The organism is Shimia sp. R10_1, assembly GCF_017744095.1.
Lineage (GTDB): Bacteria > Pseudomonadota > Alphaproteobacteria > Rhodobacterales > Rhodobacteraceae > Shimia.
The window spans coordinates 181,092-206,063 of the sequence record NZ_JAGHQX010000005.1; the positions used below are offsets into that span (position 1 = coordinate 181,092).

The 24,972-nt window shown below is 56.5% G+C and carries 19 protein-coding genes; 11 read left to right on the forward strand and 8 right to left on the reverse strand.

Annotation, left to right across the window (positions count from 1 at the left end; translation table 11 throughout):
- Window positions 1-22 precede the first annotated feature (22 nt).
- The 4 genes from J7413_RS11375 to J7413_RS11390 all read right to left on the reverse strand — a co-directional run bounded on the left by J7413_RS11375 (window position 23) and on the right by J7413_RS11390 (window position 6,032).
- On the reverse strand, window positions 23-1,417 hold the full coding sequence (locus tag J7413_RS11375; RefSeq protein WP_209098219.1) for a nucleotide sugar dehydrogenase: 1,395 nt from the start codon (window positions 1,415-1,417) through the stop codon (window positions 23-25).
- A 264-nt stretch (window positions 1,418-1,681) separates the two neighbouring features.
- Window positions 1,682-3,265 carry a glycosyltransferase gene (locus tag J7413_RS11380; protein WP_209098221.1) on the reverse strand — a complete coding sequence of 528 codons (1,584 nt, stop codon included), beginning with the start codon at window positions 3,263-3,265 and terminating at the stop codon, window positions 1,682-1,684.
- Window positions 3,258-4,682, reverse strand: coding sequence for an HlyD family efflux transporter periplasmic adaptor subunit (locus J7413_RS11385; protein ID WP_209098223.1), 1,425 nt, complete (start codon window positions 4,680-4,682; stop codon window positions 3,258-3,260). The genes J7413_RS11380 and J7413_RS11385 overlap by 8 nt, the downstream gene beginning before the upstream one ends.
- A gap of 153 nt (window positions 4,683-4,835) precedes the next feature.
- Complete coding sequence (locus J7413_RS11390; RefSeq protein ID WP_209098511.1) at window positions 4,836-6,032, reverse strand: ROK family transcriptional regulator; 1,197 nt, start codon at window positions 6,030-6,032, stop codon at window positions 4,836-4,838.
- Between the two features lie 192 nt (window positions 6,033-6,224).
- On the opposite strand from J7413_RS11390, the gene J7413_RS11395 reads away from it, so the two are divergent.
- The 4 genes from J7413_RS11395 to J7413_RS11410 all read left to right on the forward strand — a co-directional run bounded on the left by J7413_RS11395 (window position 6,225) and on the right by J7413_RS11410 (window position 9,803).
- Window positions 6,225-7,235, forward strand: a complete 1,011-nt coding sequence (locus tag J7413_RS11395) for a sugar ABC transporter substrate-binding protein (protein WP_209098225.1) — start codon at window positions 6,225-6,227, stop codon at window positions 7,233-7,235.
- 92 nt (window positions 7,236-7,327) lie between these two features.
- Window positions 7,328-8,389 carry an ABC transporter permease gene (locus J7413_RS11400; RefSeq protein WP_209098227.1) on the forward strand — a complete coding sequence of 354 codons (1,062 nt, stop codon included), beginning with the start codon at window positions 7,328-7,330 and terminating at the stop codon, window positions 8,387-8,389.
- Window positions 8,389-9,159 carry an ATP-binding cassette domain-containing protein gene (locus J7413_RS11405; protein WP_209098229.1) on the forward strand — a complete coding sequence of 257 codons (771 nt, stop codon included), beginning with the start codon at window positions 8,389-8,391 and terminating at the stop codon, window positions 9,157-9,159. Before J7413_RS11400 ends, J7413_RS11405 begins: the two co-directional genes overlap by 1 nt.
- Window positions 9,156-9,803, forward strand: a complete 648-nt coding sequence (locus J7413_RS11410) for a nucleoside/nucleotide kinase family protein (RefSeq protein ID WP_209098231.1) — start codon at window positions 9,156-9,158, stop codon at window positions 9,801-9,803. The genes J7413_RS11405 and J7413_RS11410 overlap by 4 nt, the downstream gene beginning before the upstream one ends.
- Window positions 9,804-10,187: 384 nt before the next feature.
- Here J7413_RS11410 and J7413_RS11415 read toward each other — a convergent pair whose 3' ends face one another.
- Both J7413_RS11415 and glyA read right to left on the reverse strand, forming a co-directional pair.
- Window positions 10,188-11,780: an ABC transporter substrate-binding protein gene (locus tag J7413_RS11415; protein WP_209098233.1), complete on the reverse strand. Its 1,593-nt coding sequence runs from the start codon at window positions 11,778-11,780 to the stop codon at window positions 10,188-10,190.
- 304 nt (window positions 11,781-12,084) lie between these two features.
- A complete protein-coding gene (glyA, locus tag J7413_RS11420; RefSeq protein WP_209098235.1) occupies window positions 12,085-13,377 on the reverse strand; it encodes a serine hydroxymethyltransferase in 1,293 nt (430 codons plus the stop codon).
- Between the two features lie 192 nt (window positions 13,378-13,569).
- Between glyA and J7413_RS11425 the strand changes: the two genes are divergently transcribed.
- Window positions 13,570-14,331 carry an NAD kinase gene (locus J7413_RS11425; protein ID WP_209098237.1) on the forward strand — a complete coding sequence of 254 codons (762 nt, stop codon included), beginning with the start codon at window positions 13,570-13,572 and terminating at the stop codon, window positions 14,329-14,331.
- A 49-nt stretch (window positions 14,332-14,380) separates the two neighbouring features.
- Here J7413_RS11425 and prpE read toward each other — a convergent pair whose 3' ends face one another.
- Window positions 14,381-16,273, reverse strand: coding sequence for a propionate-CoA ligase PrpE (gene prpE / locus J7413_RS11430; RefSeq protein ID WP_209098513.1), 1,893 nt, complete (start codon window positions 16,271-16,273; stop codon window positions 14,381-14,383).
- 309 nt (window positions 16,274-16,582) lie between these two features.
- On the opposite strand from prpE, the gene J7413_RS11435 reads away from it, so the two are divergent.
- Complete coding sequence (locus J7413_RS11435) at window positions 16,583-17,206, forward strand: YceI family protein (RefSeq protein ID WP_209098239.1); 624 nt, start codon at window positions 16,583-16,585, stop codon at window positions 17,204-17,206.
- A gap of 44 nt (window positions 17,207-17,250) precedes the next feature.
- On the opposite strand, the gene J7413_RS11440 is transcribed toward J7413_RS11435, so the two are convergent.
- Window positions 17,251-19,530, reverse strand: a complete 2,280-nt coding sequence (locus J7413_RS11440; protein WP_209098241.1) for an NADP-dependent malic enzyme — start codon at window positions 19,528-19,530, stop codon at window positions 17,251-17,253.
- Window positions 19,531-19,925: 395 nt separating this feature from the next.
- On the opposite strand from J7413_RS11440, the gene J7413_RS11445 reads away from it, so the two are divergent.
- The 5 genes from J7413_RS11445 to upp are packed head-to-tail and all read left to right on the forward strand — an operon-like array spanning window position 19,926 to window position 24,475.
- Entirely contained in the window at window positions 19,926-20,345 is a 420-nt protein-coding gene (locus J7413_RS11445; protein ID WP_209098243.1) for a cytidine deaminase, read from the forward strand.
- Window positions 20,346-21,650 (forward strand): thymidine phosphorylase, encoded by a 1,305-nt coding sequence (locus J7413_RS11450; protein WP_209098245.1) that lies wholly within the window; start codon window positions 20,346-20,348, stop codon window positions 21,648-21,650.
- Window positions 21,651-21,654: 4 nt separating this feature from the next.
- Complete coding sequence (locus J7413_RS11455; RefSeq protein ID WP_209098247.1) at window positions 21,655-22,863, forward strand: phosphopentomutase; 1,209 nt, start codon at window positions 21,655-21,657, stop codon at window positions 22,861-22,863.
- Window positions 22,860-23,846, forward strand: a complete 987-nt coding sequence (locus J7413_RS11460) for an adenosine deaminase (RefSeq protein ID WP_209098249.1) — start codon at window positions 22,860-22,862, stop codon at window positions 23,844-23,846. Before J7413_RS11455 ends, J7413_RS11460 begins: the two co-directional genes overlap by 4 nt.
- On the forward strand, window positions 23,843-24,475 hold the full coding sequence (gene upp, locus J7413_RS11465) for a uracil phosphoribosyltransferase (protein WP_209098515.1): 633 nt from the start codon (window positions 23,843-23,845) through the stop codon (window positions 24,473-24,475). Before J7413_RS11460 ends, upp begins: the two co-directional genes overlap by 4 nt.
- Window positions 24,476-24,972 lie beyond the last annotated feature (497 nt).

The window sequence follows — 24,972 nt, forward strand, 5'->3', positions numbered from 1 at the left end:
TGTTTCTCGGAGGCGTGCGGGCTTACCAGCCGATGCCGTTTACGGCGATGTTGCGGGGAGCGGTGTCAAAGAGGCGCACCACGTCGATCACCTCGATATCCGGGTGGCGGGTGACGGCCTCGCGATAGGTGTCGCTGGCGTGGCAGACGATCACTGCATCCACTGAACGCATCAGGTGGTCGATGTCGTCACACAGCATGTCTTTGAGCTGTGCCGAAAGGGTCGCGAGACCCTGGCTGCCATGTTTGGTGTAGCTTGCGAGGCCCTCCAGCGGGGTGTCTTTGGTGACGGCGGCGTCATGGGCCAGCAGCTCTACGCCTTGGGATTGCAAAGTGGCCATGGCTTCAAGGATCGGGCTTTCGCGCAGATCGTCGGTGCCCGGCTTAAACGCAAGACCGAGGACGCCGACGCGCCGGGCACCTGTGGCCAAGGCCATTTCGACTGCGCGGTTGATCTGTTCCGCGTTGGAGCTTTCCAGATTGCCGATCATCGGCAGCGACACACCGTACTTTTGTGCCACATATTGCACCGCGCGCACCTCTTTGGGCAGGCAGGAACCGCCATAGGCAAAGCCGGGTTTGAGGTAGTAGGAGGACAGGTTGAGTTTCTGGTCCTGAGTGAAAATGTCCATCACGGCGTGGCTGTCCACACCCAGCGGTTTGCACAGACGCCCGACCTCATTGGCAAAGCAGACCTTGGTGGCGTGCCAGACGTTGTCGACATATTTGATCGTCTCCGCCACTTCGATGGTGGTGAGGATCGGATTGTCATCCACGGGTAGGTAGATACGGCGCATGATTTCCGCGGTGGCGAAATCGGTGGTGCCGATCACGGTTTTGGGCGGGTGATGGAAATCAGAGATTGCCACGCCTTCGCGCAGGAATTCTGGGTTGAAGCAGATACCAAAATCGCGGCCCGCTACTTTGCCAGAGACCTCCTCCAGAATTGGGGTCATCACCGACATGGTGGTGCCTGGCGGGATTGAGCAGCGCATGGCAAAGACGTGAAACCCTTCTTTGTCGCGCAGCCCTTCGCCCATCGCGCGAGAGGCGGCCCGGATGTAGGTGTCATCACAGCCGCCATCGGCAGCGGTTGGCGTGCCAACGGATACAAAAGTCACATCCGTCTCGCGCACAGCAGCGGTGAGATCGTCGGTTGCAGAGATCAGCCCGTCTTTGACCCCCTGAGTGAGGGTTTCGCTCAGATCCGCCTCATGAATCGGGCTTTGGCCGCGGCCGATTTGAGCGACTTTGCCAAGATCGAGATCAACGCCGATAACACGGTGACCAAGCGCGGCAAGGCAGGCGGTTGATACCGCGCCGACGTAGCCAAGGCCGACAATACTAATGCTGGCTTTGCGGCTTGGGATAGCGGATACGAGTTCGGCAGGCTGGTTTGAAAAATCGCGATGTTGCATAAATATGATCTCCTATTTGAGATCAGCCTAGATCGCTGTTCAGTCCGTTGTTGGCGGCGATAGGTCAGTCCAAAATGGCTTTTGGTAACATGCCTATCCTTTTGATAAAATTGTACATATTGGAGAAAAGCAAAACCTGCATGACGGGTCATGCAGGTTTGCCACGTGGCGCATTTGGGTAGGCGCTGTTGATGCCCACGAAGTGTTTCTAAGGCTATAGTAAGTTGGCTGGACGCCATCACGCTCTTAAGGATAGCGCAGAGCTCAAAACGGCAATTCGATCAGTCCGACGTATATCATCAGCAGTGTCAAGAAGCCCGTGACAGCAGTCACCAGTTGAAATTTGGCAAAGCCGTTACGCAGCTTCTCCAGAAGGCCGTCGCCATCGCCGGCGCTTTGATTACCTCGATTGGACCATTTCTGTTTGGAGAGATGAAAGATCATGTAGATCTTGACCGACGCATTGATGACCTGGTTCAGATAAAGAATAAAGGGCCAGGTCATGTCGGCACGGCGGCTGTAGCCAAACAGGAACATGCAGAGCACGACGCGGGAGAAGATCACCCAGATCAGGCAGTTCCATATGTAGCCTGGGGCCACGATGCTGCCGAGCACCGCCATGAACGGGCTCACCATCATGGTCCACATGGCGATGCGCTGATCGACCACGCACCACCAGATGAAAAACGGCATCCGGCGCGGGCCAAGCGCGATGGCGCGGCTGCCGTTGCGCAGCATATTGCCGGACCAGCGGCGGAAGTTCTGCACCATGCGCAGCAGGCCGTTTTCTTTGATGACTTCAATGGTGTAGACCGTCGCATCCGGCACATAGGTCATCTTGGCGCCCACGCTGAGCAAGCGGTACCAGGTGGATTTGTCATCGCCTGACAGGAAGCGGAAGCGCCCCCAAAGCCAGTGATTGAGGTGATCTGCCTCAATAGTGCGGATGAACTTCGGATCGACAATGTGGCGGGCGCGAAAAACGCTCATCCGGCCGGTGAGGGTGAGCACCCGATTGGACAGGGCGTGACTCTGCATGGCGAGGCGGCGCTGGGCAAAACGCATGTCGAGCCATTTGGCGATCCATGTAGGGCCGTAGCAGATCACCTCTTCATCGGTGGTAAGCGCCTGAAGCTCCGGATCATAGGCAAACATCGACAGGGTTTTCTTGAGCACGTCCTGCCCGTAAAGCGCGTCTCCATCCATAAAGATGACCATATCGTCTGGATCAGCCCCGGCCCGTGAAATAGCGCGCAGGATCAGCCCGATCGCCATACGCTTGCCCGGTTGGTTTTGTCGGATAAACACCAGTTCCGCCAGATCATCGGGGATGTCCTGTGCATAGGTGTCTACGAACTGACGGATGATGTTTTCATCATAGGCGCTGCCGGTGCCGATGTAGAGCGTGGTGGGGATGCGCTCGCGTTTGATCTGGCCAAGGATGGAGCCGATCACCCGTTTGGTGATCGAAGGTTCCTCGTAGTAGGTGGTCATCTGGATGTGCAGGCGCTTGGGGCGCCAGCCTTCCTGCCAAAGCGCGTCGGCGCGGGCGCGTATGTGGGGCCACTTCAGGCGGGCGTAGATCATGGCGCGCACAGAATGGGTGAACCACCAGCCAAAGCGCCATAGTCCCAAAGCGCCGAGGATCACGGTGATGTGCAAAGCGTTGGGATCGACAAAGCGGTTGGGGACATTCACCAGCAGCCAGAGCAGGGCTGCGATCACTGCCATGAGTGCAAGGATGTTGGGCAGGGTCCAGCGCGCCCAATAGGGTTTGATCGGGGTCTGCAGATCACGCAGCTTGAGGGTCAGATCCTTGTCAAAGGCGAACTCGGACAACTCACTCATCGCGGTTCACCAGAGATTGAATGCGGGCAATCATGCGTTGGCCAACCGCGCGGCGGGTCTGGATATTGACCGGCGCGTCGCGGCGCAGCAGGGATTTGGTCTGCGCTGGAGTGATGTCTTGGGGGGTGACGGTGACGATGATGCCAAATTCGCCGGGGCGGCGGGGATCGGCGCCCGCCCGCACATCGGTGACGGTGCCGGCGATGGTGGTTTTCTGGCCAAGGCTGTTGACGCCGATATGCGCCTCCATCCCGATGAAGATGGCCTCGGAATACCGCTCGGAGACCCAGCCCATGGCCACGCGGGGTGTGTCGGACTCAAAGACAACTGCGAGATCATCGTGGCGGTAGGGCTGCCCCTTGCGCACCATAACCTCGTGCACCACCCCATCTGAGGGCGCGCGTACGTGGCTCATGGAGATCGCCGATTTGTTGGCGTCGCGGGTGGCGCGCAGGCGGCGCACCTTGGCGTTGTGCTCGAGTTCCAGCTCTTGGAGTTTGTCCAGCGCAAAGGCAAAAGGGTCAAAGGCTGTGGCAGCTTCTGGATCATGCGTTTGAATATCGAGCCAACGCTTCCAGAGGGCGTCAAAGCCACGATCTCCGATGAACTGCGCATAGATCTGAGCCGCTAGCGCACCCCGCACCTGAAGGGGCTGTGTTTCATCTAAGGCTTCCAGCATGGCGCGGGCCTCAATGACGCGGTCGAGCTCCTTCTCCGCAAGGCTCAGGCGGGCGCGGGTCTGGGACAGCTCCGCCTGTGCGGCCGGATCGCGCAGGCGCACCATGACCTCGCCTGCCTCAACCCGCTGGCCGGGGACCACGTGGACGGATTTCACAAACCCTTCACTGGCGGGGAGATCTTCGGCGATGGGCGCGACGACGCGGCCGTGCTGGATATTGATGCGGGTGAGGCCATTGAAAAGCGCAGAGCCAAGTACGGTGGCGATGAGGGCTGCCAGCAGCAGGTATATCACCACATGGATCACCGCACGCACAGAGCCGGGCATCTTGGATTGCTGGTTGGTGGACTTCTCTTCTTCGGTTTCTCCCATGGGCACAAGATCAACAGGTGTATCAAGGCTCATGATCACGTCTTCGCTGCTGGCCATGCGGCCGGACAGGATGGAGCGATAAAACAGCGCCAGCGTTTCGCGCTGACGCCCGCTGAGGCCTTCAAAGGACACTGTGCCGTCGGCATCCGGTGCCGTCAGGCGCACCTCAAAGCGGACATCAACCCCTTGAAAAGGCACGCTGAGGGTGCCGGATTGCGGGGGCGATCCTGCGTCCTCGGGCCAGTCAAAGCCAGCCAGAGACCACGCCTCAATGCGGATTTGGTCGCCGTCTGGCGTGTCCAAAAACAGCGGGGCGTGCACCTTCCAGCTGAGCTGGGCGCTGGGGTTTTCATGGCGGATTTGCACGGGCACTCTCACAGGTTGAATGCCCAGAAGGTAGCTGGCGGATTGCGCCAGCGCGCACCGCGCTCAGGTATGGTTGGGGTGGCAAAAGGCAGCGCGACTATACGCAGGTATAGGCCCGCTCACTTTGGTTGCGACAAAGTCGGGTGTTGCGGCTCAGCGGGACAGTCCGGCGTGGGTGTTGAGGAAGAACTGCGAGAAAATCGGGCCGCTGGCGGCGCCAATCTCGCGTGCGTCCTGACCCACCACGGCCTCTTCGATGCGCGGCACGATCAGGCCGCGAGTGTCCTGATTGACCAGATAGCGTCGGACCCGCTCCACCAGCTCTTGGCGGACATCGGCGGGAAAAGCGCCGTCGATCAGAATGGCCTCAAAATCGACCACGGAGCAGACCGACAGCGCAGCCTTGGCCAGCTCCTGCGCGGTCTGACCCAGCCACGGGTCGACATAGCGGCTGAGTACCGACCAGTCTTGCGGCTGGCTCCAGAGCATGTCGGGGTTCAGACCGGCCTCGATCAGTCGCGTTTCCAGCAGGTGGATGGAGGCCACATCTATGAGCTGGCGGCTTTCGCCCATAGGGCCTGTGGCGCGCATGGAGCCAAGTGCGCCTGCATTGCCCTGATTGCCTTCAAACACACTGTCATTCATCACGATGCCGCCGCCAACAAAGGAGCCAACAAAGAAATAGGCATAGTCGCGGAACTCTTTGCCACGGCCATAAAGATGCTCGGCGCGGCAGGCTGCGGTGGCGTCATTGCCAACAAAGATGGGCAGGTCGCTGAAGCGGGCCACCTCTTCGGCAAAATCAATGTCTTTCCAGAGTTTGAACTGCTCTGCGGCGGGGCCTGCCAGATCGCTCCAGCGCCAGAGCTCAAAAGGGGCGGCGACGCCGATGCCGCAGATGCGCGCGACCTCCTCGGCGCTGAGGGCGGTGAGCAATGTCTCAAGGCTGTCGTGCAGGAAGGAGAAGACATCTGCGGGCAGCGGGTAGTCGTAGGTGGTGTGCTCTGAAGCGCGCACATTGCCTGCAAAATCCAGCAGCAAGAGATCCGCAGTCCGGCGGCCGATCTTCAATCCCAGCGCCAAGACGCCGTCGGGGTTGAGGTGCATGGGAATGGAGGGCTTGCCCACCTTGCCGCGCGTGGGTTCGCCGCGCTGAAGCAGGCCGTCGCTTTCCAGTTTGCGCAGCATGGTGGAGATCGCCGGTGGCGTCAGCCCCATGCGTTTGGCGAGGTCGATGCCGGGCAGGGCGCCCTGTCGCTGCAGGATGGACATCAGAAGGCGTTCATTGTGGTTGCGGACGCGCCGTTGATTCACGCCGCCGCTGAGTGCTCTGATTTTTCCGCCATCCATATGGCTGACCATAAAAGGCTCCTCCTGGCTTTGGAAGATAGGGCGCTTCGATTATTTAATAAAGTTAATTTATTTATTGACAGCTCTTGGGGAATCGCCGTTACCTATGGGGGCATCCTGCGTCACGAATTAGAGGCAGGCCTGGAGCTGGAGGGAGCCAGATCCAAATATTGCGAACCTTGGGAGGACATTATGAAAAAGCTACTTGCGACATCGGCCCTTGTTTTGGCCGGAATGACGGTCAGTGCGGCGGCGGATGTGAGCGCGTGCCTGATCACCAAAACAGACACCAATCCGTTCTTTGTGAAGATGCGCGAAGGCGCGACGGCAAAGGCCGAAGAGCTGGGCATCACGCTCAACAGCTATGCTGGTAAGGTGGATGGTGATCACGAAACTCAGGTAGCGGCGATTGAGACCTGCATTGCCAATGGCGCGAAAGGTATTTTGCTGACCGCCTCTGACACCAGCTCGATTGTGCCAGCGGTGCAGCAGGCGCGGGATGCGGGCCTTTTGGTGATTGCACTCGACACGCCGCTGGAGCCGATTGACTCTGCGGATATGACCTTTGCCACTGACAATTTCCTGGCTGGAGAGCTGATCGGCAAATGGGCGGCAGCGGCGCTCGGCGCTGAGGCGGCCAACGCAAAGATTGCGATGCTCGATCTGGCGGTGAGCCAGCCCACTGTGGGTGTTTTGCGCGATCAGGGCTTCCTGAAAGGCTTTGGCATTGAGCTGGGCGACCCCGGCAAATGGGGCGATGAGACCGATCCGCGCATCGTGGGCAATGACATCACCGCTGGCAACGAGGAAGGTGGCCGCCGCGCCATGGAGAACCTGCTGGCCAAAGATCCGATGATCAATGTGGTCTATACCATCAACGAGCCTGCCGCTGCTGGTGCCTATGAAGCGCTGAAGGCCATTGGCCGTGAAAATGACGTGCTGATTGTGTCTGTGGATGGTGGCTGCCCAGGTGTGGACAACGTCAAGGATGGCGTTATTGGCGCAACTTCGCAGCAATATCCGCTGTTGATGGCGTCCAAAGGCATTGAGGCGATTGCCGCCTGGGCCAAGGACGGCACCAAGCCGCAGGCCTCTGACGGCAAGGAATTCTTTGACACTGGCGTATCGCTTGTGACCGATCAGCCGGTTGATGGCGTGGACAGCATCGACACCGCCAAAGGCACCGAGCTTTGCTGGGGCTGATCGCGGTCTAGTCGTGTTAACCTGACGTGAGAGGGTGGGGGCAGCCTCACCCTTTTGCATAAGCTCAGACAGAATGCCGGGGGAGGGCTCACATGTCTCAGTCGGAGAATTATGAGGCTGTGGTGACAGACTCAGCGTCCGAAGTTGCTCATTTTGACGAGGGCAAAAAGGGGATTGTCGGGCGGTTTCACCACGCCTTGCACACCACACCGGCGCTGGTGCCGCTGATCGTTCTGGTCGGGGCGGTGGTGATTTTTGGCCTGCTGCTGGGCAGCCGGTTTTTCTCACCCTTCGCGCTTACCCTGATTTTGCAACAGGTGCAGATCGTCGGCATTGTAGCGGCGGCCCAAAGTCTGGTGATCCTGACCGCAGGTATCGACCTGAGTGTCGGGGCTATTGCGGTGATTTCCTCGGTGGTGATGGGGCAATTCACATTCCGCTACGGCCTGCCGCCTGCGGTGGCGGTGGCCTTCGGGCTGGCCTTTGGCACCGCGATTGGTGCGCTTAATGGCTGGCTTGTGGCGCGTATGAAGCTGCCGCCGTTTATTGTGACGCTGGGCATGTGGCAGATCGTTCTGGCGGCGAATTTCCTCTATTCGGCCAATGAAACCATCCGATCACAGGACATCGCCGCAGAGGCGCCTTTGTTGCAGCTCTTGGGGGCGAAATTCAAATTGGGCGGGGCCGTGTTTACGCTGGGCGTGGTCTTCATGGTGCTTCTGGTTGTCGTACTGGCCTATGTGCTGAAACACACGGCCTGGGGCAGGCATGTCTATGCGGTGGGCGATGACCCGGAGGCGGCGGAGCTGTCGGGCGTGAATGTGAAGGGCGTGCTGATCTCTGTCTATGCGCTGGCCGGGTTGATCTGTGCCTTTGCGGGCTGGGCGCTGATCGGGCGGATTGGCTCTGTCTCGCCGACATCGGGACAGCTTCTGAACATCGAGAGCATCACTGCGGTGGTGATCGGGGGCATCTCGCTATTTGGCGGGCGTGGCTCCATTCTGGGCACATTCTTTGGCGCGCTGATTGTAGGGGTTTTCACGCTGGGGCTGCGTTTGGCCGGAGCGGATGCACAATGGACCTTCCTGCTTATCGGCGCACTCATCATCGGCGCGGTGGCCGTGGATCAGTGGATTAGAAAGGTGGCGGCATAATGGAACCGATTTTGAAAGGCCGCGGGCTGGTCAAACGCTATGGCCGTGTGACGGCGCTGGATCATTGTGATTTTGACCTGATGCCGGGCGAAATTCTCGCGGTGATTGGCGACAACGGCGCTGGGAAAAGCTCGCTGATCAAAGCGGTCTCCGGTGCTGTGATCCCCGATGAGGGCACCGTGACGCTGGAGGGCAAAGAGGTGCGCTTTGCCTCCCCCATTGAGGCGCGAGAGGCGGGGATTGAGACGGTTTATCAAACCCTTGCCATGTCTCCAGCGCTGTCGATAGCCGACAATATGTTCATGGGGCGCGAACTGCGCAAACCCGGCTTTCGCGGCAAATGGATGCGGCAGCTCGACCGGCCCGCCATGGAGAAATTTGCCCGCGACAAGCTGAGCGAGCTGGGGCTGATGACCATTCAGAACATAAATCAGGCGGTGGAAACCCTCTCCGGCGGCCAGCGGCAAGGTGTCGCCGTGGCACGCGCGGCGGCGTTTGGCTCCAAGGTGATCATTCTGGATGAGCCCACTGCGGCGCTGGGCGTGAAAGAGAGCCGGAAAGTGCTGGAGTTGATACAGGATGTGAAAGCGCGGGGCATTCCGATCATCCTGATCAGTCACAACATGCCGCATGTGTTTGAGGTGGCCGATCGCATCCATGTGCACCGTTTGGGCAAGCGACTTTGCGTGATCGATCCAAAGGATTACACCATGTCAGATGCGGTGGCCTTTATGACGGGGGCGAAGGCTGCGCCATCGGAGGCGGCGTGAGCCGCGTGGTGCGGGATCTGGACGCGCTGATTGCGGCCATAGCGGCCACGTCACGCAAAGGTGTGCGCCGGATTGTGGCGGTGGCGGGCGCCCCGGCGAGCGGGAAATCCACGCTGGCAGAAGAGATTGCTGCGCGATTGAGTGCTGTCGGATCAGCGGCGCAAGTTGTGCCGATGGACGGGTTTCACATGGACAATCAAGATCTTGTGGACCTAGGGCTTCTGGCGCGAAAGGGCGCGCCAAATACCTTTGATGCCGAAGGGTTTGTGGCCTTGGCGGGCCAGTTGTCTCAAGGCGGGGTGCTGGCCTACCCGACCTTTGATCGTGCCCGCGACGTAACGATTCCGGGCGGCGGCTCAGTGTCGGCGGATTGCGATACGGTGGTGGTTGAAGGCAATTACCTGCTGTTTGACGCGCCGGTCTGGCGGGCGCTGTCAGACATTTGGGATGTATCGGTTTTTCTGTCGATGCCAGAGGAAGAGCTGCGTCGGCGTCTGGTGGAGCGGTGGCTGACCCACGGGCTGTCGCAGGAGCAGGCGGAGCAGCGCGCAGAGGAAAACGATTTAGAAAATGCGCAGCTTGTGCAATCAAAGCGCCTGCCTAGCGACATTGTCTTAGTAAACAAAGATTCTCAAAGGCTATAGCAACCAGTGAATGTTGTTCGCTTTGGTGGGATTCGCCTAACTCGGCGTAGACTGGTGTGTTTTAGACCCTTCGTAGGGAGTAAGGTTTTTGTAGTCTCACAGATGCATCAACGACTGTAGGCTTTGACTATGCGGAAGGCGTCTTTGGGTCGTTGCTTTCGTTTTTCTTCTTTTTGTCCTGATCGTAGTGCCACTTGATCGCAAAAAACATGCCGATCCCGAAGACAACGAGTTTGAATGACAAAAAAACAATTGGAAATAGGTCTGACCAATGGCCCATGGTGTGTTCCTTTTTTGCACGTCCTAGATTGAGGAGCGCTATCCCACAACCGGAAAGCGCGACAGCCACCAAAGTGACGCAGGTCAGGAAAAATCGCGCTGTGTCTATCGGGGGCTCACACGTGTCGCACTGGTGCGTTCGTCTTGCCTGCCATTCACAAGTAAGTCGGCACGGTGCGCCCAGATGGTGTGCTGATAATATAGCGGGATGCCAGGTAGATCGTTTACGGCAATCCCCATGGCCGCGCCGAGGAATGTTCTTGCGCGCAAGGCATTTGTTTCAACGGCCCACGCGCCAATAGCGGCGTCAAACTGATCATTTCGATAGTTAGAATAATTGGCCGAACCTAGTCCGAGTTTTTTGTTGGGGGACGCAAAGGCAAAAGAGATCATTTGCGCCGCCCCTTGCGGATGCCCCCAGCCATACAGAAAAAAGCCTAGGTCTCCTGCGCGCCGCTTTCTGGAGAAATCTGGCCAGTTTTCTGACTTGATATGGATTTTTATACCTATGCGCGACAGATATTGCGCCACGGCTTGCGCCACTCGATCCCAATTCGCATACCGATCAGCGGGCACATAAAAATCAATCTCAAAACCTCCCGGGTAACCTGCCTCCGATAACAGTGCGATCGCTTTTTCCCGGCTATAGGGCAATTCCGGCATGTTTGGCGCATCCGCGCGATAACGCGGGGCAAATTGATTTGCCACGGTAGCCTCGCCTAAGAAGAGATTGTCAGTGATTGCTTTCCTGTCGATTGCCATGGACATAGCCTGTCTTACACGTATGTCCGCGAGCGGTGCGTTTCCTCCGCTGGCGCGAACGCCTTTGGCGCCATCCTCGCTAACGTCCAAAACTAAAAATATAGACCGCCAAGAGGGCACCGATGTGTAGGTGAGCCGCTCGCTTGAGGAGAGAAGAGGCAAGTGCTCAGTTTTAGGATTTTCAATCACATCGAAGTTGCCTGCAATTAGCCCGGCGAGGCGATCACCGGCGTCGGTTACCGTCCTGATTTGAACAGTATCCCAGACGGGTTTGGCGCCCCAGTAGTTGTCATTTTTCGAAAGATCAGCTTCGCCCGTCCTCGCAAATCTGTCGAGTTTGTAAGGTCCGGTTCCAATTGCAGCGCTGCCAGTTTCGAAATCTTGACGGCTTGGATAGTTTAAACCGCCGCAGTCGCCATGCTCATCATATGCAATTGTCTCTGATTGGAGCTTTGCTTGCTCTGATGACAGGATCGAAAGAAACTTCATTTTCTGTATCCACAGCGGGTATGGCGCTTTAAATTCGAAGCGAACTGTAAGGTCGTCCATCGCGATTATGTCATCGATTGGGCCCATTGAATTGGTCAGGAGATTGCGCCGGCCATCGACATGCCGCATCATGCGACATGCTGAGTAGATAACGTCTCTGGACGTAAACGGTGCACCGTTGTGGAAGAATACATCTCCTCTCAATTTGACTTCCAGGGAAACAGGGCTAATCCAACGCCAGCTACGCGCAAGCAACGGGCCATCATCAGATGCAACCAAAGCTTCGAACACATGTTCCTTCAATGAAGCCGTTGGCGTCCCGCCAAAGGGATGGGGGTCTATGGAGCGGGGCGCAGATGAGAATGCGATCCTGAGCGTCTCAGCGCGCGCGTCTTGAGAGAACAAAATCACAAATAGAAATGTGATCGCAGCCAGTACTGTTTTCATGGCGGTGCTCTCAACCGGGTTTCTGGGACTAAGAATTCTGCGTTGGTGGGTTTGCTTTTTCAATACTGAACAGCGCCAATCAGAATTCAACTTTAATTGGATTGCTCCATTCCCCACTGTCTGAAATCCAAGTACATCGCGGTTTTCTGAAAATGGCAAGGAGACTTCCACCAACTGAGCCCAGAAATTCATGGTAGTACATTTGTGATGAGAGCCAATTTCCCACAAATGTCATGCTGTAAGTGAAAAAAAGCCGCCGCAGAGTTTCTCTGCAGCGGCTTTCGAATTCAGAACGTTTCGCTTGTTAGAGGTTTGGGTAGAGTGGGAAGCGTGCGCAGAGCTCTGCCACTTTGGCTTTCACAGTCGCTTCCACTTCGCCGTTGCCCTCTTCGCCATTGGCGGCCAGACCGTCGACCACTTCCACAATCATGTCAGCAATCGCGCGGAACTCTTCCTCGCCAAAGCCGCGTGTTGTGCCGGCCGGAGTGCCCAGACGGATGCCGGAGGTGACCATTGGCTTTTCAGGGTCAAACGGGATGCCGTTTTTGTTGCAGGTGATGTGCGCGCGGCCGAGAGCTTTCTCGGTGGCGTTGCCTTTCACACCTTTGGGGCGCAGGTCGACAAGCATCACGTGGGTGTCGGTGCCGCCGGTGACGATGTCCAGACCACCTTTGACTAGCTGATCCGCCAGCGCCACAGCGTTGGTGCGAACCTGCTGCTGGTAGGCTTTGAACTCAGGGCGCAGCGCTTCGCCAAAGGCAGCGGCTTTGCCTGCGATCACATGCATCAGCGGGCCGCCCTGAATGCCTGGGAAGATCGCGGAGTTGACCTTCTTGGCGATCGCCTCATCGTTGGTCACGATCATGCCGCCGCGTGGGCCGCGCAGGGTTTTGTGGGTCGTGGTGGTCGCCACATCCGCATAAGGGAATGGGGATGGGTGCTCGCCTGCGGCCACGAGGCCAGCAAAGTGCGCCATGTCGACCATCAGGTATGCGCCAACAGAGTCTGCGATTTCACGGAACTTCGCGAAGTCGATCTGACGCGGGATGGCGGAACCACCTGCGATGATCAGCTTTGGCTTGTGCTCGTTGGCCAGCTCCTGAACCTGATCGTAGTCCAGCAGGCTATCCTGCTTGCGCACGCCGTACTGAACCGCTTTGAACCATTTGCCGGACTGGTTTGGTTTTGCGCCGTGGGTCAGGTGTCCACCTGCGTCGAGAGACATGCCGAGGATGGTGTCGCCAGGCTGGAGCAGTGCGGTGAACACACCTTGGTTGGCCTGGGAGCCGGAGTTTGGCTGTACGTTGGCGTACTCAACACCAAAGAGCTCCTTTGCGCGGTCGATGGCGAGGTTCTCCGCCACATCCACGTGCTGACAGCCACCATAGTAGCGGCGGCCCGGGTAGCCTTCTGCGTATTTGTTGGTCAGAACAGAACCCTGTGCTTCCATAACGGCCGCAGACACGATGTTTTCAGACGCGATCAGTTCGATCTCGTCGCGCTGGCGTGCCAGCTCATCTGTGATGGAGCCAAACAGCTCCGGGTCGCGGGATGCGAGGGTTTCTGTGAAAAAGCCAGAATCACGGGAGGTGCTCATGGACGTTTGCTCCTGTTGAACGGTTCGTGTTGCGAGTTTCCTAATGGAAACATGCGTGTCTTGAAAGGTCCCAAAGCGACGCAACACCTTGCCTGAGCGCCTCAGATGGTGCAGGGGATAAACATATGCCGCTATCGGAAACCTTTGGCGGCGCAGGGAAACCTGCTTTCGATTTGGGGGGCAAGGGCAATCATGTCCAAGAGAATCGCGTTTTTGGCCAGCACGGCGCCCGTGGCGCAAACCGCACGTGCTGCACTTATTGGGCGATATGGTGATGTTGAGACTGAGTCAGCAGATGTCATTGTGGCACTGGGCGGCGATGGCTTCATGCTTCAAGCACTGCACGCAACCGAGGCTCTATCAGCACCTGTCTATGGTATGAATCGCGGCACTGTTGGCTTTTTGATGAACGCCTACTCCGAAAGCGACCTACAAGAACGTCTGGCAGCGGCAGAAGAAGAACAACTAAACCCTCTCGCGATGCGTGCGACATCACTAGATGGTTCGGTGTCAGAAGCTTTGGCCATCAACGAAGTGTCGCTCCTGCGTGCAGGCCCGCAAGCCGCAAAACTGAAGATCGCAATTGATGGCCGTTTGCGTATGGAAGAGCTGGTTTGCGACGGTGCACTTATCAGTACACCCGCGGGTTCAACCGCGTATAACTATTCCGCGCATGGTCCGATTTTGCCGATAGGATCTGACGTATTGGCGCTTACGGCGATTGCCCCTTTTCGCCCACGACGTTGGCGCGGGGCTTTGCTCCCCAAATCTGCTGCGGTTACATTCGACGTTTTGGAGGCTGAAAAGCGGCCGGTGATGGCCCATGCTGACAGCCGTGCCATCGAAAATGTTGTTAGAGTTGAAATTCGGTCTGACGTGCAGATAGCGCACCGCATACTCTTCGATCCGGGTCATGGTCTGGAAGAGCGCCTTATTCGCGAACAGTTTGTATGAGATCAAGAGAGGCGCGTGAGCGAGGTACGCGCCTCTCTGACACAGTAGGTCAGGCCGAAGCGTAACCTATTGTTCTCAATGCTTCTGTGATCTCGTCCAGAATGGTCGGGTCATCGATTGTCGCCGGCATTTTCCACTCTGTCCCATCGGCAATAGATACCATCGTTCCGCGCAGGATCTTACCGGAGCGCGTTTTTGGCAGACGGTCTACCACAAGCGCGAGTTTGAACGCGGCCACTGGACCGATTTTTGAGCGTACGAGGCCAACCACTTCTTTGGTCACCTCATCATGTGGGCGGTTGCTTCCTGCGTTAAGGCAAAGGAACCCTATGGGCATCTGACCTTTCAGCTGATCAGTCACACCAATCACCGCACACTCCGCAACATCCGGGTGTCCAGCTAGTACCTCCTCCATGCCTCCGGTTGAAAGGCGGTGCCCTGCGACGTTTATCACATCGTCCGTGCGCGCCATGATGTAGACATAGCCGTCTTCGTCCTTCATCCCTGCATCGCCGGTTTCGTAATAACCCGGGAAGTGGGAAAGGTAAGATGACTTAAAGCGGTCTTCAGCATTCCAGAGTGTTGGCAGTGTGCCTGGGGGGAGGGGTAGCTTGATTGCGATCGCGCCCAGTTCGCCAGCAGCCACAGGATGACCGCCTTCATCCAGAATCTCAATATCATAGCCGGGCATCGGGACTGTAGGTGAGCCCAGTTTAATTGGCAGTTCTTCTATGCCCAGTGGGTTTGCAGCAATCGACCAGCCTGTTTCTGTTTGCCACCAGTGGTCAATAACGGGCACTTTTAGTTGTTCTTGCGCCCAGACTATCGTGTCAGGATCGGCCCGTTCCCCAGCCAGATAGACCTGCTTGAGGCAGCTGGTGTCATATTTTGCGACATATTCGCCGGCAGGATCCTCTCGTTTTACGGCTCGGAACGCTGTCGGTGCCGTGAAGAAACTCTTTACGTTGTGCTCCGATATGACACGCCAGAAGGTGCCGGCATCCGGAGTCCCAACCGGTTTGCCCTCAAAAACAATGGTCGTGTTGCCATGGATGAGAGGCGCGTAGCAGATATAACTGTGCCCAACGACCCATCCCACGTCTGACGCAGCCCAGAACACATCGCCGGGGTCAACATTGTAGATGTTTTTCATTGTCCAATTCAGCGCAACGAGTTGCCCTGCAGTGTGACGAATGACCCCTTTGGGTTGCCCTGTCGTGCCTGAGGTGTAGAGAATGTAGGAGGGGTGATTGCCTTCCACGGGAACGCATTCGGCGGGTTCAACTCCATATTGGAAACCGTGCCAGTTTACGTCGCGGCCTTCTTTAAGCTCAGCAACCTCTTGTTCGCGTTGAAATATGACGCAGAAGTCCGGTTTGTGCGCGGCGAGGTCGATGGCTTCGTCGAGAAGTGGTTTGTAGTGAACCACGCGACCAGGCTCGAGGCCGCAAGATGCGGCGATAATCGCCTTGGGTTTTGCGTCATCAATGCGCACTGCGAGCTCATTTGAAGCGAACCCCCCAAACACAACTGAATGAATTGCGCCCAAGCGGGAGCATGCCAGCATTGCCTCAAGCGCTTCGGGGACCATTGGCATGTAGATGATAACGCGATCACCTTTTTCGATACCTTTGGCGCGCAATGCACCGGCGAGCGTCGCGACACGGTTGCGGAGCTCTACATAGGAAATCTCTCGCTTCGTGTGCGTGATTGGGCTGTCATAGATGATAGCCGTTTGTTCTCCGCGGCCAGCTTCTACGTGGCGATCAACCGCATTCCAACAAGTATTGACCTTTGCGTCAGCGAACCATTCATAAAGGTGATCGCCCTTGTCAGACAGCGCCTTGGTGGGTGGCGTATGCCAATCAATTGCTTCTGCCGCCTGCATCCAGAAAGCTTCCGGATCATTTTTCCAGCGTTCATAAACGTCTTGATATGACATTTTGGTCCTCCTCTTCCTGTTATCTGGCATAGAGGAGGAGCAAGTCATGCAGCAAGTCTGCGCTAGAGTTATCCGCTAGATTCTCACCTCAGATTTGCTATTTTCGATAGCTCAAATTGCAAACTTTAGTTAACTCGCCAATTTTTGCAGGAAAAATTGACAAAAATGGAATTTTTGCAAATTTGCAAACTTTGCGCTTAGGCCGAACGCCTTGCACAAACGCTCGCGGAAACGTGCGGACGTGTCAAAACAAACTCTGCGATACTGAACTGGGCTGTGTATTCGGGCGACAAGTTGCGGGAGAGAGACATGTTAAGAGCGATATTCAATTTTGAAACTGGGAGTGGCTTCAGGGCGTCTTGTCTTGGTGTTTTGGCTTGGGTGGCGTTTGGGCTCGTTTGGTTCGCGCATCCAGTCGCCGCTGCCCCCGTCACTTATGAGCTCGATCAGGCGGAAAGCGTTGTAGGGTTTACGTATTACTTCAATGAAAATGGAACCGTCGGGAAAATGCCTGTCGAGACGGCAGAGTTGAGTCTCGACCTTAAGGATGTGTCGCGCAGCACAATCGATGTGACCCTTAGGCCTGATCGCGCAAGGGCTGGGTTCCTTTTTGCTACAGAAGCGTTGAAGGGTGCTCAGGTTCTGGATGTCAGGGCACACCCAACCATACGCTTTGTTGCACGTGAGATCACTGGCACTGTCCATAGTGCGCGCGTTGTCGGTGACTTAACTGTGCGCGGTGTCTCACGTCCGGTTGCGCTTGCTGCTCAACTGTTTCGGCAACGCGGTACAGATGCGGGAGAATTGGATCAGTTGTCAATTTTGTTGACGGGCAGCCTAGATCGTCACGATTTCGGAGCAAGCGGATATGCGGATCTGGTGGGGCCGACAATAGACTTGCGCATCCTTGCGCGCATCAATCGTTCTGAGTGAGGAGGCGGTGGCGCGCGTTCATGCGCGCCACTTTCACCGAAAAATTAACCGTAGTGCGTAACTGGCGAGCCGGCGATGGCGGCCATGTTCAGCAGGCCTCTGGGTGTAATCGATGGGCTGACAATATGTGCACGGTTGCCCATACCCATAAGAATGGGGCCAACCTCAAGCGCATCTGCGCGCATTTTTAAGATATTTCGTACACCAGATGCGGCGTCGGCATGTGCGAAGATCAGAACATTCGCAGGGCCTTCAAGGCGTGTGCGTGGGAAAATGCGACTGCGCAGATCAGGATCGAGTGCAGTGTCGACATTCATTTCACCTTCATATGCAAAGTCTCTTGGTTTGCTGTCCAAGATCGCAAGCGCATCGCGCAGTCGTTTTCCAGACCCTTGCCGGTGGTTCCCAAATTGGCTTTGTGAGCAAAGCGCAATCTTCGGCTCTAGGCCAAAACGGCGGACATGGCGGGCGGCCCCCACGGTTATGCGAGCGATGTCCTCTGGGCTTGGGAGTTCGTGAACCTGCGTGTCTGCGATGAAGAGGGGCCCGTCTTCCAAAATCATCAATGAAAGCGCGCCGTGTGGGGAAAGGTTGTTGTTGCCGAGCACCTGTTCGACATAGTTGAGGTGCCAGCGGTACTCTCCAAACGTGCCACAGATCAGACTGTCTGCTTCTTCTCTATGAACCATGATGGCGCCAATGGCGGTGGTGTTTGTGCGCATGATGGCTTTGGCCAAATCTGGGGTCACCCCCTCGCGCTCCATCAGCTCGTGGTAACTGTTCCAGTAGTCATAGTAACGCGGATCATTTTCCGGGTTCACAATTTGGAAGTCGCGGCCATGTCGAATAGACAGGCCCGCGCGTTCGCATCGTGCCTCGATCACCTCTGGGCGACCGATCAGGATAGGTGTTTCGGTGGTTTCTTCCAGGATCGCTTGCGCTGCCCGCAGAACGCGCTCATCTTCGCCTTCTGCAAATACAATGCGACGGGAGGCTTTCTGGGCCGTTTCAAATACCGGCCGCATAAGCAGCGCAGACTTAAAGACGGACTGATTGAGGGTGTGGATATAGGCGTCAATATCTGCGATCGGACGTTTGGCAACGCCACTCTCCATTGCAGCTTTTGCAACAGCTGCTGAGACGACTCCAACCAGACGGGGGTCAAATGGTTTTGGGATCAGGTAGTCCGCGCCAAAGGTGAGTTGTTCCCCTTTATAGGCAGCTGCGGCTTCTGCGGAGGTCGTTGCGCGGGCAAGCTCTGCAATGCCGTTAACGCAGGCCACACACATCTCATCGTTGATTTCAGTTGCGCCAACATCCAAGGCACCACGGAAAATGAATGGAAAGCACAGTACATTGTTGACTTGGTTTGGAAAGTCGGAGCGGCCAGTGGCGATAATTGCGTCAGGCGCCACCTCTCGTGCGAGATCCGGCATGATCTCTGGGGTTGGGTTTGCGAGCGCAAAAATAATAGGTTGGCGCGTCATCTTTCCGACAAGTTCAGGCTTCAGGACACCGGGACCGGATAGGCCAAGGAACATGTCCGCACCATCGATCACCTCTTCTAGCGTGCGCAGATCGGAAGCTTGAGCAAACTCCGCCTTCTGCGGATTCATATCCTCGTCACGCCCCTCATAAACCAGCCCATGAATATCGCAGAGCCAGATGTTCTCGCGCTTCACGCCCAGTTTCACGAGCATATTCAGGCAAGCGATGCCAGCAGCGCCGCCACCTGTTGAAACAATTTTTATGTCTTCAAATTTCTTGCCGGCGACCCGAAGCGCGTTCGTTGCAGCGGCACCCACAACAATCGCTGTGCCGTGTTGGTCATCATGGAACACCGGTATGTTCATGCGCTCACGACAGATTTTTTCAACAATGAAACAATCTGGCGCTTTGATGTCTTCGAGGTTAATGGCGCCAAAGGTGGGCCCCATTGCGCAGACAATTTCAGCCAGCTTTTCGGGATTTGCTTCGTCAAGCTCAATGTCGAAGCAATCGATGTTGGCGAACTTCTTAAAAAGAACCGCTTTGCCTTCCATCACCGGCTTAGATGCAAGTGCGCCGATATTTCCCAGCCCGAGGACCGCAGAACCGTTTGATACGACGGCCACCAAATTCTGACGTGCAGTATAAAGTGCAGCGTTTTCTGGATCTGCTTTGATTTCCAGGCAGGCTTCCGCCACACCGGGAGAGTAGGCGCGAGAAAGGTCGCGTCCATTCGCGAGCGGCTTGGTTGCTCGGATCTCTAGTTTGCCGGGTTTGGGAGTTGCGTGATACGTCAGCGCCGCTTCGCGCAGGGATTGGTTGCGATTTTCAGACATCAGCGACCTCTGTTTGGCACTTTGAGTGCGGTCAAAAAGGAATTAGTTCAGCCTTAAACCAGTTTCGGTGTCGTTTAAATGCACAAAAGTGACGTTGCGGCGTGAGCGTGCGATTTTGACGGTTCTGGCCTGGCCTGTCTAAGAAATGCAGGGGCTGACGGGTAGGGTGCCGGGCGATCGGGTCTCCCGACGATACGCTACTCTACTACACCTCTTTGGTATGCGCGTTGGAAATGTTGGGGTGATTGCCGGTCGGTCTTTCTGAGATTGAGTTTGAAGCCCTGCCAGCTTTTGATATTTCTTTCACCTAGCCGGTCCGTCAGGCTAAACTTGGTGATGGTTTTGGCTTGCTGTTATGCGGTCCTTGAGCAGCGCTATACAAAGATTGGGAAATCATGAACACAGACAACGAACTCGCAAAGCTTGCCTTTGAAGTTAGAGAAAATGCTTATGCGCCATACTCCAATTTCAAAGTTGGGGCGGCGATCCTGTCAGAAAGCGGTGCCAAGTTTGTTGGCTGCAACGTCGAAAATATCGCTTACCCTGAAGGGACCTGCGCTGAGGCGGGAGCAATTGCCGCGATGGTTGCTGCTGGAGAGACGCGCTTGACCGAAGTGTTTGTGGTGGCCGACAGCAAGCAACCGGTTAGCCCATGCGGTGGATGTCGTCAGAAGATTGCTGAATTTGGAGCCTCAGACACAATAGTGACATTGGCAAATCTTGATGGGGTCCGAGTCTCCATGACCATGGATGAGCTATTGCCAGGCGCTTTTGGTGTCGACCATATGGATGTTGATCACAAGGATCGCGACTAAATGGATGCGAGAGCGATCATCGCGCATCTTCGCAAAGGTGAAGTGCCAAGCCAGGCAGAGCTGTCTTGGTTTGCGCGGGGGCTTTCGGATGGCTCAGTCTCTGATGCACAGGCCGGCGCTTTTGCGATGGGTGTCTGTTTGCGCGGGCTGTCAGAAGAGGGGCGCGTTGCGCTGACCCTTGCGATGCGCGACAGCGGAGATCGCATGATTTGGGATTTGCCGGCCCCTGTTCTGGACAAGCACTCGACAGGTGGCGTGGGTGATTGCGTTTCACTTGTGCTTGCCCCTGCATTGACTGCCTGCGGGGCCTATGTGCCTATGATTTCTGGGCGTGGCCTTGGGCACACAGGCGGGACGCTGGACAAAATGGAGGCCATTCCAGGGCTGACCACGGCCTTGTCGGAAGGAAAGTTCAAGAAAGTAGTGGCGGATGTGGGCTGCGCTATTGTGAGCGCTTCGGCGCAGATAGCGCCCGCGGACAAGCGGTTGTATGCGATCCGTGATGTGACTGCGACGGTGGAAAGCCTTGATTTGATCACCGCTTCGATCTTGTCAAAGAAGCTTGCAGCTGGGCTTGAAGGTCTTGTCTTGGACGTGAAGGTTGGCTCCGGTGCATTTATGAAGTCTGTCGAAGATGCGCAGGCTTTGGCCAACTCTCTTGTGTCGACGGCCAATTTGGCAGGGTGTCCGACCAGCGCGGTTATTTCTGATATGAACCAACCTCTTGCGTCCTCCTTGGGTAATGCGCTCGAGGTCGCTGAATGTATGAAGGTTCTCTGTAATCAGGGTGGGGGAGCTTTAACAGAGCTGTCTGTCTCTCTCGGTGGGATGCTTTTGGTAAGCGCGGGGCTGGCAACAGATGTTGCTGAAGGCGTGTCCAAAATGATGGATGCACTTTCGAGCGGCAAAGCTGCTGAGGTGTTTGCTGGTATGGTTGCTGCGATGGGTGGCCCAACGCATTTCGCCGATGAATGGCAGAGGTTTTTGCCGGAGGCACCTGTCATTCATGAGGTCACTGCAGTTCATGCAGGTATCGTGCAAGCCATCGACGGCGAAGCGCTTGGGCTGGCAGTGGTTGGCCTTGGTGGCGGGCGCCAAATAGAGAGTGATGTAATTGACCCGTCGGTTGGTTTGTCAGATGTGGTGCGCTTAGGGGATCGCGTGGAAGCAGGGCAGCCGCTGTTGCGCGTGCATGCCTCGCGGGAAGATGCGGCCGCAGCGGCCGAGGCTATTGTACGCAGAGCCATTGTCATCGGTGAGGGAATGCCCGATATTCCTCCGCTTATTCATGAAGGGAACCAATAGAACGATGGCACGTGTGTTTCTCGTGGTGATGGACTCTGTGGGGTGTGGCGGAGCGCCCGATGCAGCAGATTTTTTTAATGATGCGCTGCCAGATACCGGGGCGAACACGGTTGCCCATATCGCTCAGGCCTGCGCCAACGGTCTGGCAGAGGATGGGCGTAGTGGTCCGTTGTCGCTGCCAAATCTGGATGCGCTCGGTTTGGGGGCCGCAGTGCGATTGGCGTCTGGTGCTGAAACGCCGGGTCTTGAGGCTGAGCCAACAGGTTTCTGGGGTGCAGCGAGTGAGCAAAGTGCAGGCAAAGATACGCCCTCGGGACACTGGGAGCTCGCCGGTTTGCCTGTGCCCTGGGATTGGGGGTATTTTCCAAAGTCTGAACCGTGTTTTCCTGAAGCGCTTGTTGCGAAAGTCTGCGCGCTCGCGGGAACAGAGGCCATTTTGGGCAACTGTCATGCATCGGGCACTGTTATTATAAACGAGCTTGGTGCGGAGCATGTCAAATCCGGTGCTCCGATATGTTACACCTCCGCAGACAGCGTTTTTCAGATCGCTGTACATGAAGAGCATTTTGGCCTTGAACGCTTGATCACGCTGTGTCGTGAGCTTGCGCCAACCCTCCATGAGATGAAGATTGGCCGCGTGATTGCGCGTCCCTTTGTGGGCGATGCTGCGACAGGTTTTAAGCGCACAACCAACCGTCGCGATTTTGCGATCGCGCCGCCGGAGCCGATCCTGACCAATTGGGTGCAAGACGCGGGGGGGGCGGTTCTTGGTGTCGGTAAGATCGGCGATATTATGACGATGGCGGGTATAGACAGCTGTACCAAAGGCAGTGACGCAAAGTTGATGGACGACTTGCAAGGTTTGTCTGAGACTGCGCCTGCAGGCAGCCTGACATTTGCGAATTTTGTGGAATTTGACAGCCTTTATGGACACCGCAGGGACATTTCGGGCTATGCGCGCGCGCTGGAATGGTTCGACCGTGAAATTGGCGATTTTATGAATAAGATGCGCGACGGAGACCTACTTATTCTGACGGCTGATCACGGCAACGATCCAAGCTGGCCAGGAACGGATCACACCCGTGAACGCGTCCCAGTGCTCTGTGCCGGTGTCGGGGCCGGAGAGGCTGGGTTGATTGATTTTGTAGATGTGGCGGCGACGGCGGCGACACATCTTGGCATTACGCCGCCGCGTGGAAGGAGTTTCCTATGACCGTTGCCGATCTCAAGAAAATTGAGTTGCATATTCACCATGAGGGTGCGGCGCCGCCTGCGTTCATCAAACAGCTCGCGCATGAAAAAAAGATGGATCTGAGCAAAGTCTTTGCCGAAGACGGCGGCTATGCGTTTGAGAATTTTGTGCACTTCCTGAGTGTCTATGAAGCTGCAACAAGCGTGCTGACAGGGCCAGAAGAATTCGCGCGTTTGACCGCCGCTTGGCTTGAGCAAAGCGCAGCCAATGGTGTTGTTTACACAGAAAGCTTCATCAGCCCGGATTTTTGTGGCGGCGGAGATGTGGGGGCATGGCGTGAGTATCTGCATGCCATCCAGGAGGCCGCCAGTGCGGCCGAAGTCAAACATGGCATCACGTTGCGGGGGGTTGTGACGGCTGTCCGACATTTCGGTCCCGAGAAATCCCGCGCGTCGTCTTTGTGTGCGGCAGAGACAGCGGGTGAATTTATTGTTGGTTTTGGTATGGGCGGCGATGAGGGGCAGTTCAAACAGGGTGACTTCGCCTATGCATATGATCAGGCGCGTGAGGCGGGTTTGAAACTTACCACGCATGCGGGTGAATTTGGTGGGCCGGAGAGCGTTTGGGATGCGATCAACGATTTGAATGTGGAGCGCGTCGGTCATGGTGTGCGTGCGATCGAGGACCCCGATCTGGTTAAAGAGTTGGTGGCGCGCGATGTGACACTAGAGGTTTGTCCGGGCTCAAACGTTGTGCTTGCGGTTTACCCGGATCTGGCGTCACACCCCATTCAGAAACTGCGAGATGCGGGCGTCAACGTCACAGTCAGCACGGATGATCCTCCCTTCTTTCACACCACCATGCGCCGCGAGTATGAAATGCTTGCCCAGACATTTGGGTGGAGTGAAGCGGATTTTGATGCGATCACCAAAACCGCGCTTGACGCCGCCTTCTGTGACGCAGATACGAAGGCAATTGTGGCCAAGAGACTGGAGAAAGCCTGATGGATCATTTGACTGTAGTGAACCACCCACTGGTACAGCATAAGCTGACAATCATGCGGGATGAGGCGACTTCGACAGGAGAATTTCGCCGCTTGCTGCGCGAAATCAGTCAGCTACTCGCCTACGAAGTGACGCGCGAATTGCCAATGACCACAAAGCGTATCAAGACGCCGATGGTCGAAATGGATGCCCCGACATTGGCGGGCCGTAAGCTGGCATTGGTGTCGATCCTGCGCGCAGGAAATGGCCTGTTGGACGGAATGCTCGAACTCGTGCCGTCGGCGCGTGTTGGTTTTGTTGGCCTCTATCGCGATGAAGAAACGTTGGAGCCCGTACAGTATTACTTCAAAGCGCCAAGTGAGCTTGATGAGCGGCTTGTGATCGCGGTGGATCCAATGCTGGCAACGGGCAATAGTTCCGCTGCGGCCATTGATTTGCTGAAAGAGCAGGGCGCGAAGAATATCCTATTCCTCTGTCTGCTGGCCGCACCAGAAGGTGTCGCACGCATGAAAGAAGCGCATCCTGATGTGCCTATTGTGACGGCCGCTTTGGATGAGCGTTTGAATGAAAAAGGGTATATTTTGCCTGGCCTCGGAGATGCGGGTGACCGTATGTTTGGCACGCGCTAGGCGAAAATAAGACTTTTCAGTGGTTTACTCATTGTAAAGATTTTGGCTAATGTGCCCCTACATCTTGTGGGGGCAAAATGACACTAGGCAAATTTCTTGCGATTGCGGTTATCGCAGCGGCATCCGGATTCGGGGCGGCTCAGGCTCAATCGATCAGCGACAGGCAAACCCCGGCGGAGTTTCCGCCGGCTGATTTTCAGGGCAAACAATTTGTCGACAGTCGCGGGTGCGTATACATCCGCGCTGGCGTAGACGGAGCGACAACCTGGGTGCCTCGTGTCACGCGTGATCGCAAAGTGATCTGTGGATTCAAGCCCACGTTTGACACCGCTTCTCGCCCGACAAGCGCAGCTCCTCAGTTAGACAGCAATGTTGTACAGATTGAGCCCGCTGCCCCACCTACCGAAAAGCCCTCGTTGTTTGGCAACGCGCGGCCAACGCCTCAAGCCGTGCCGCCGTCCCCCGCACCGGCACCCGCAGCCGCGGCAACAGCAACG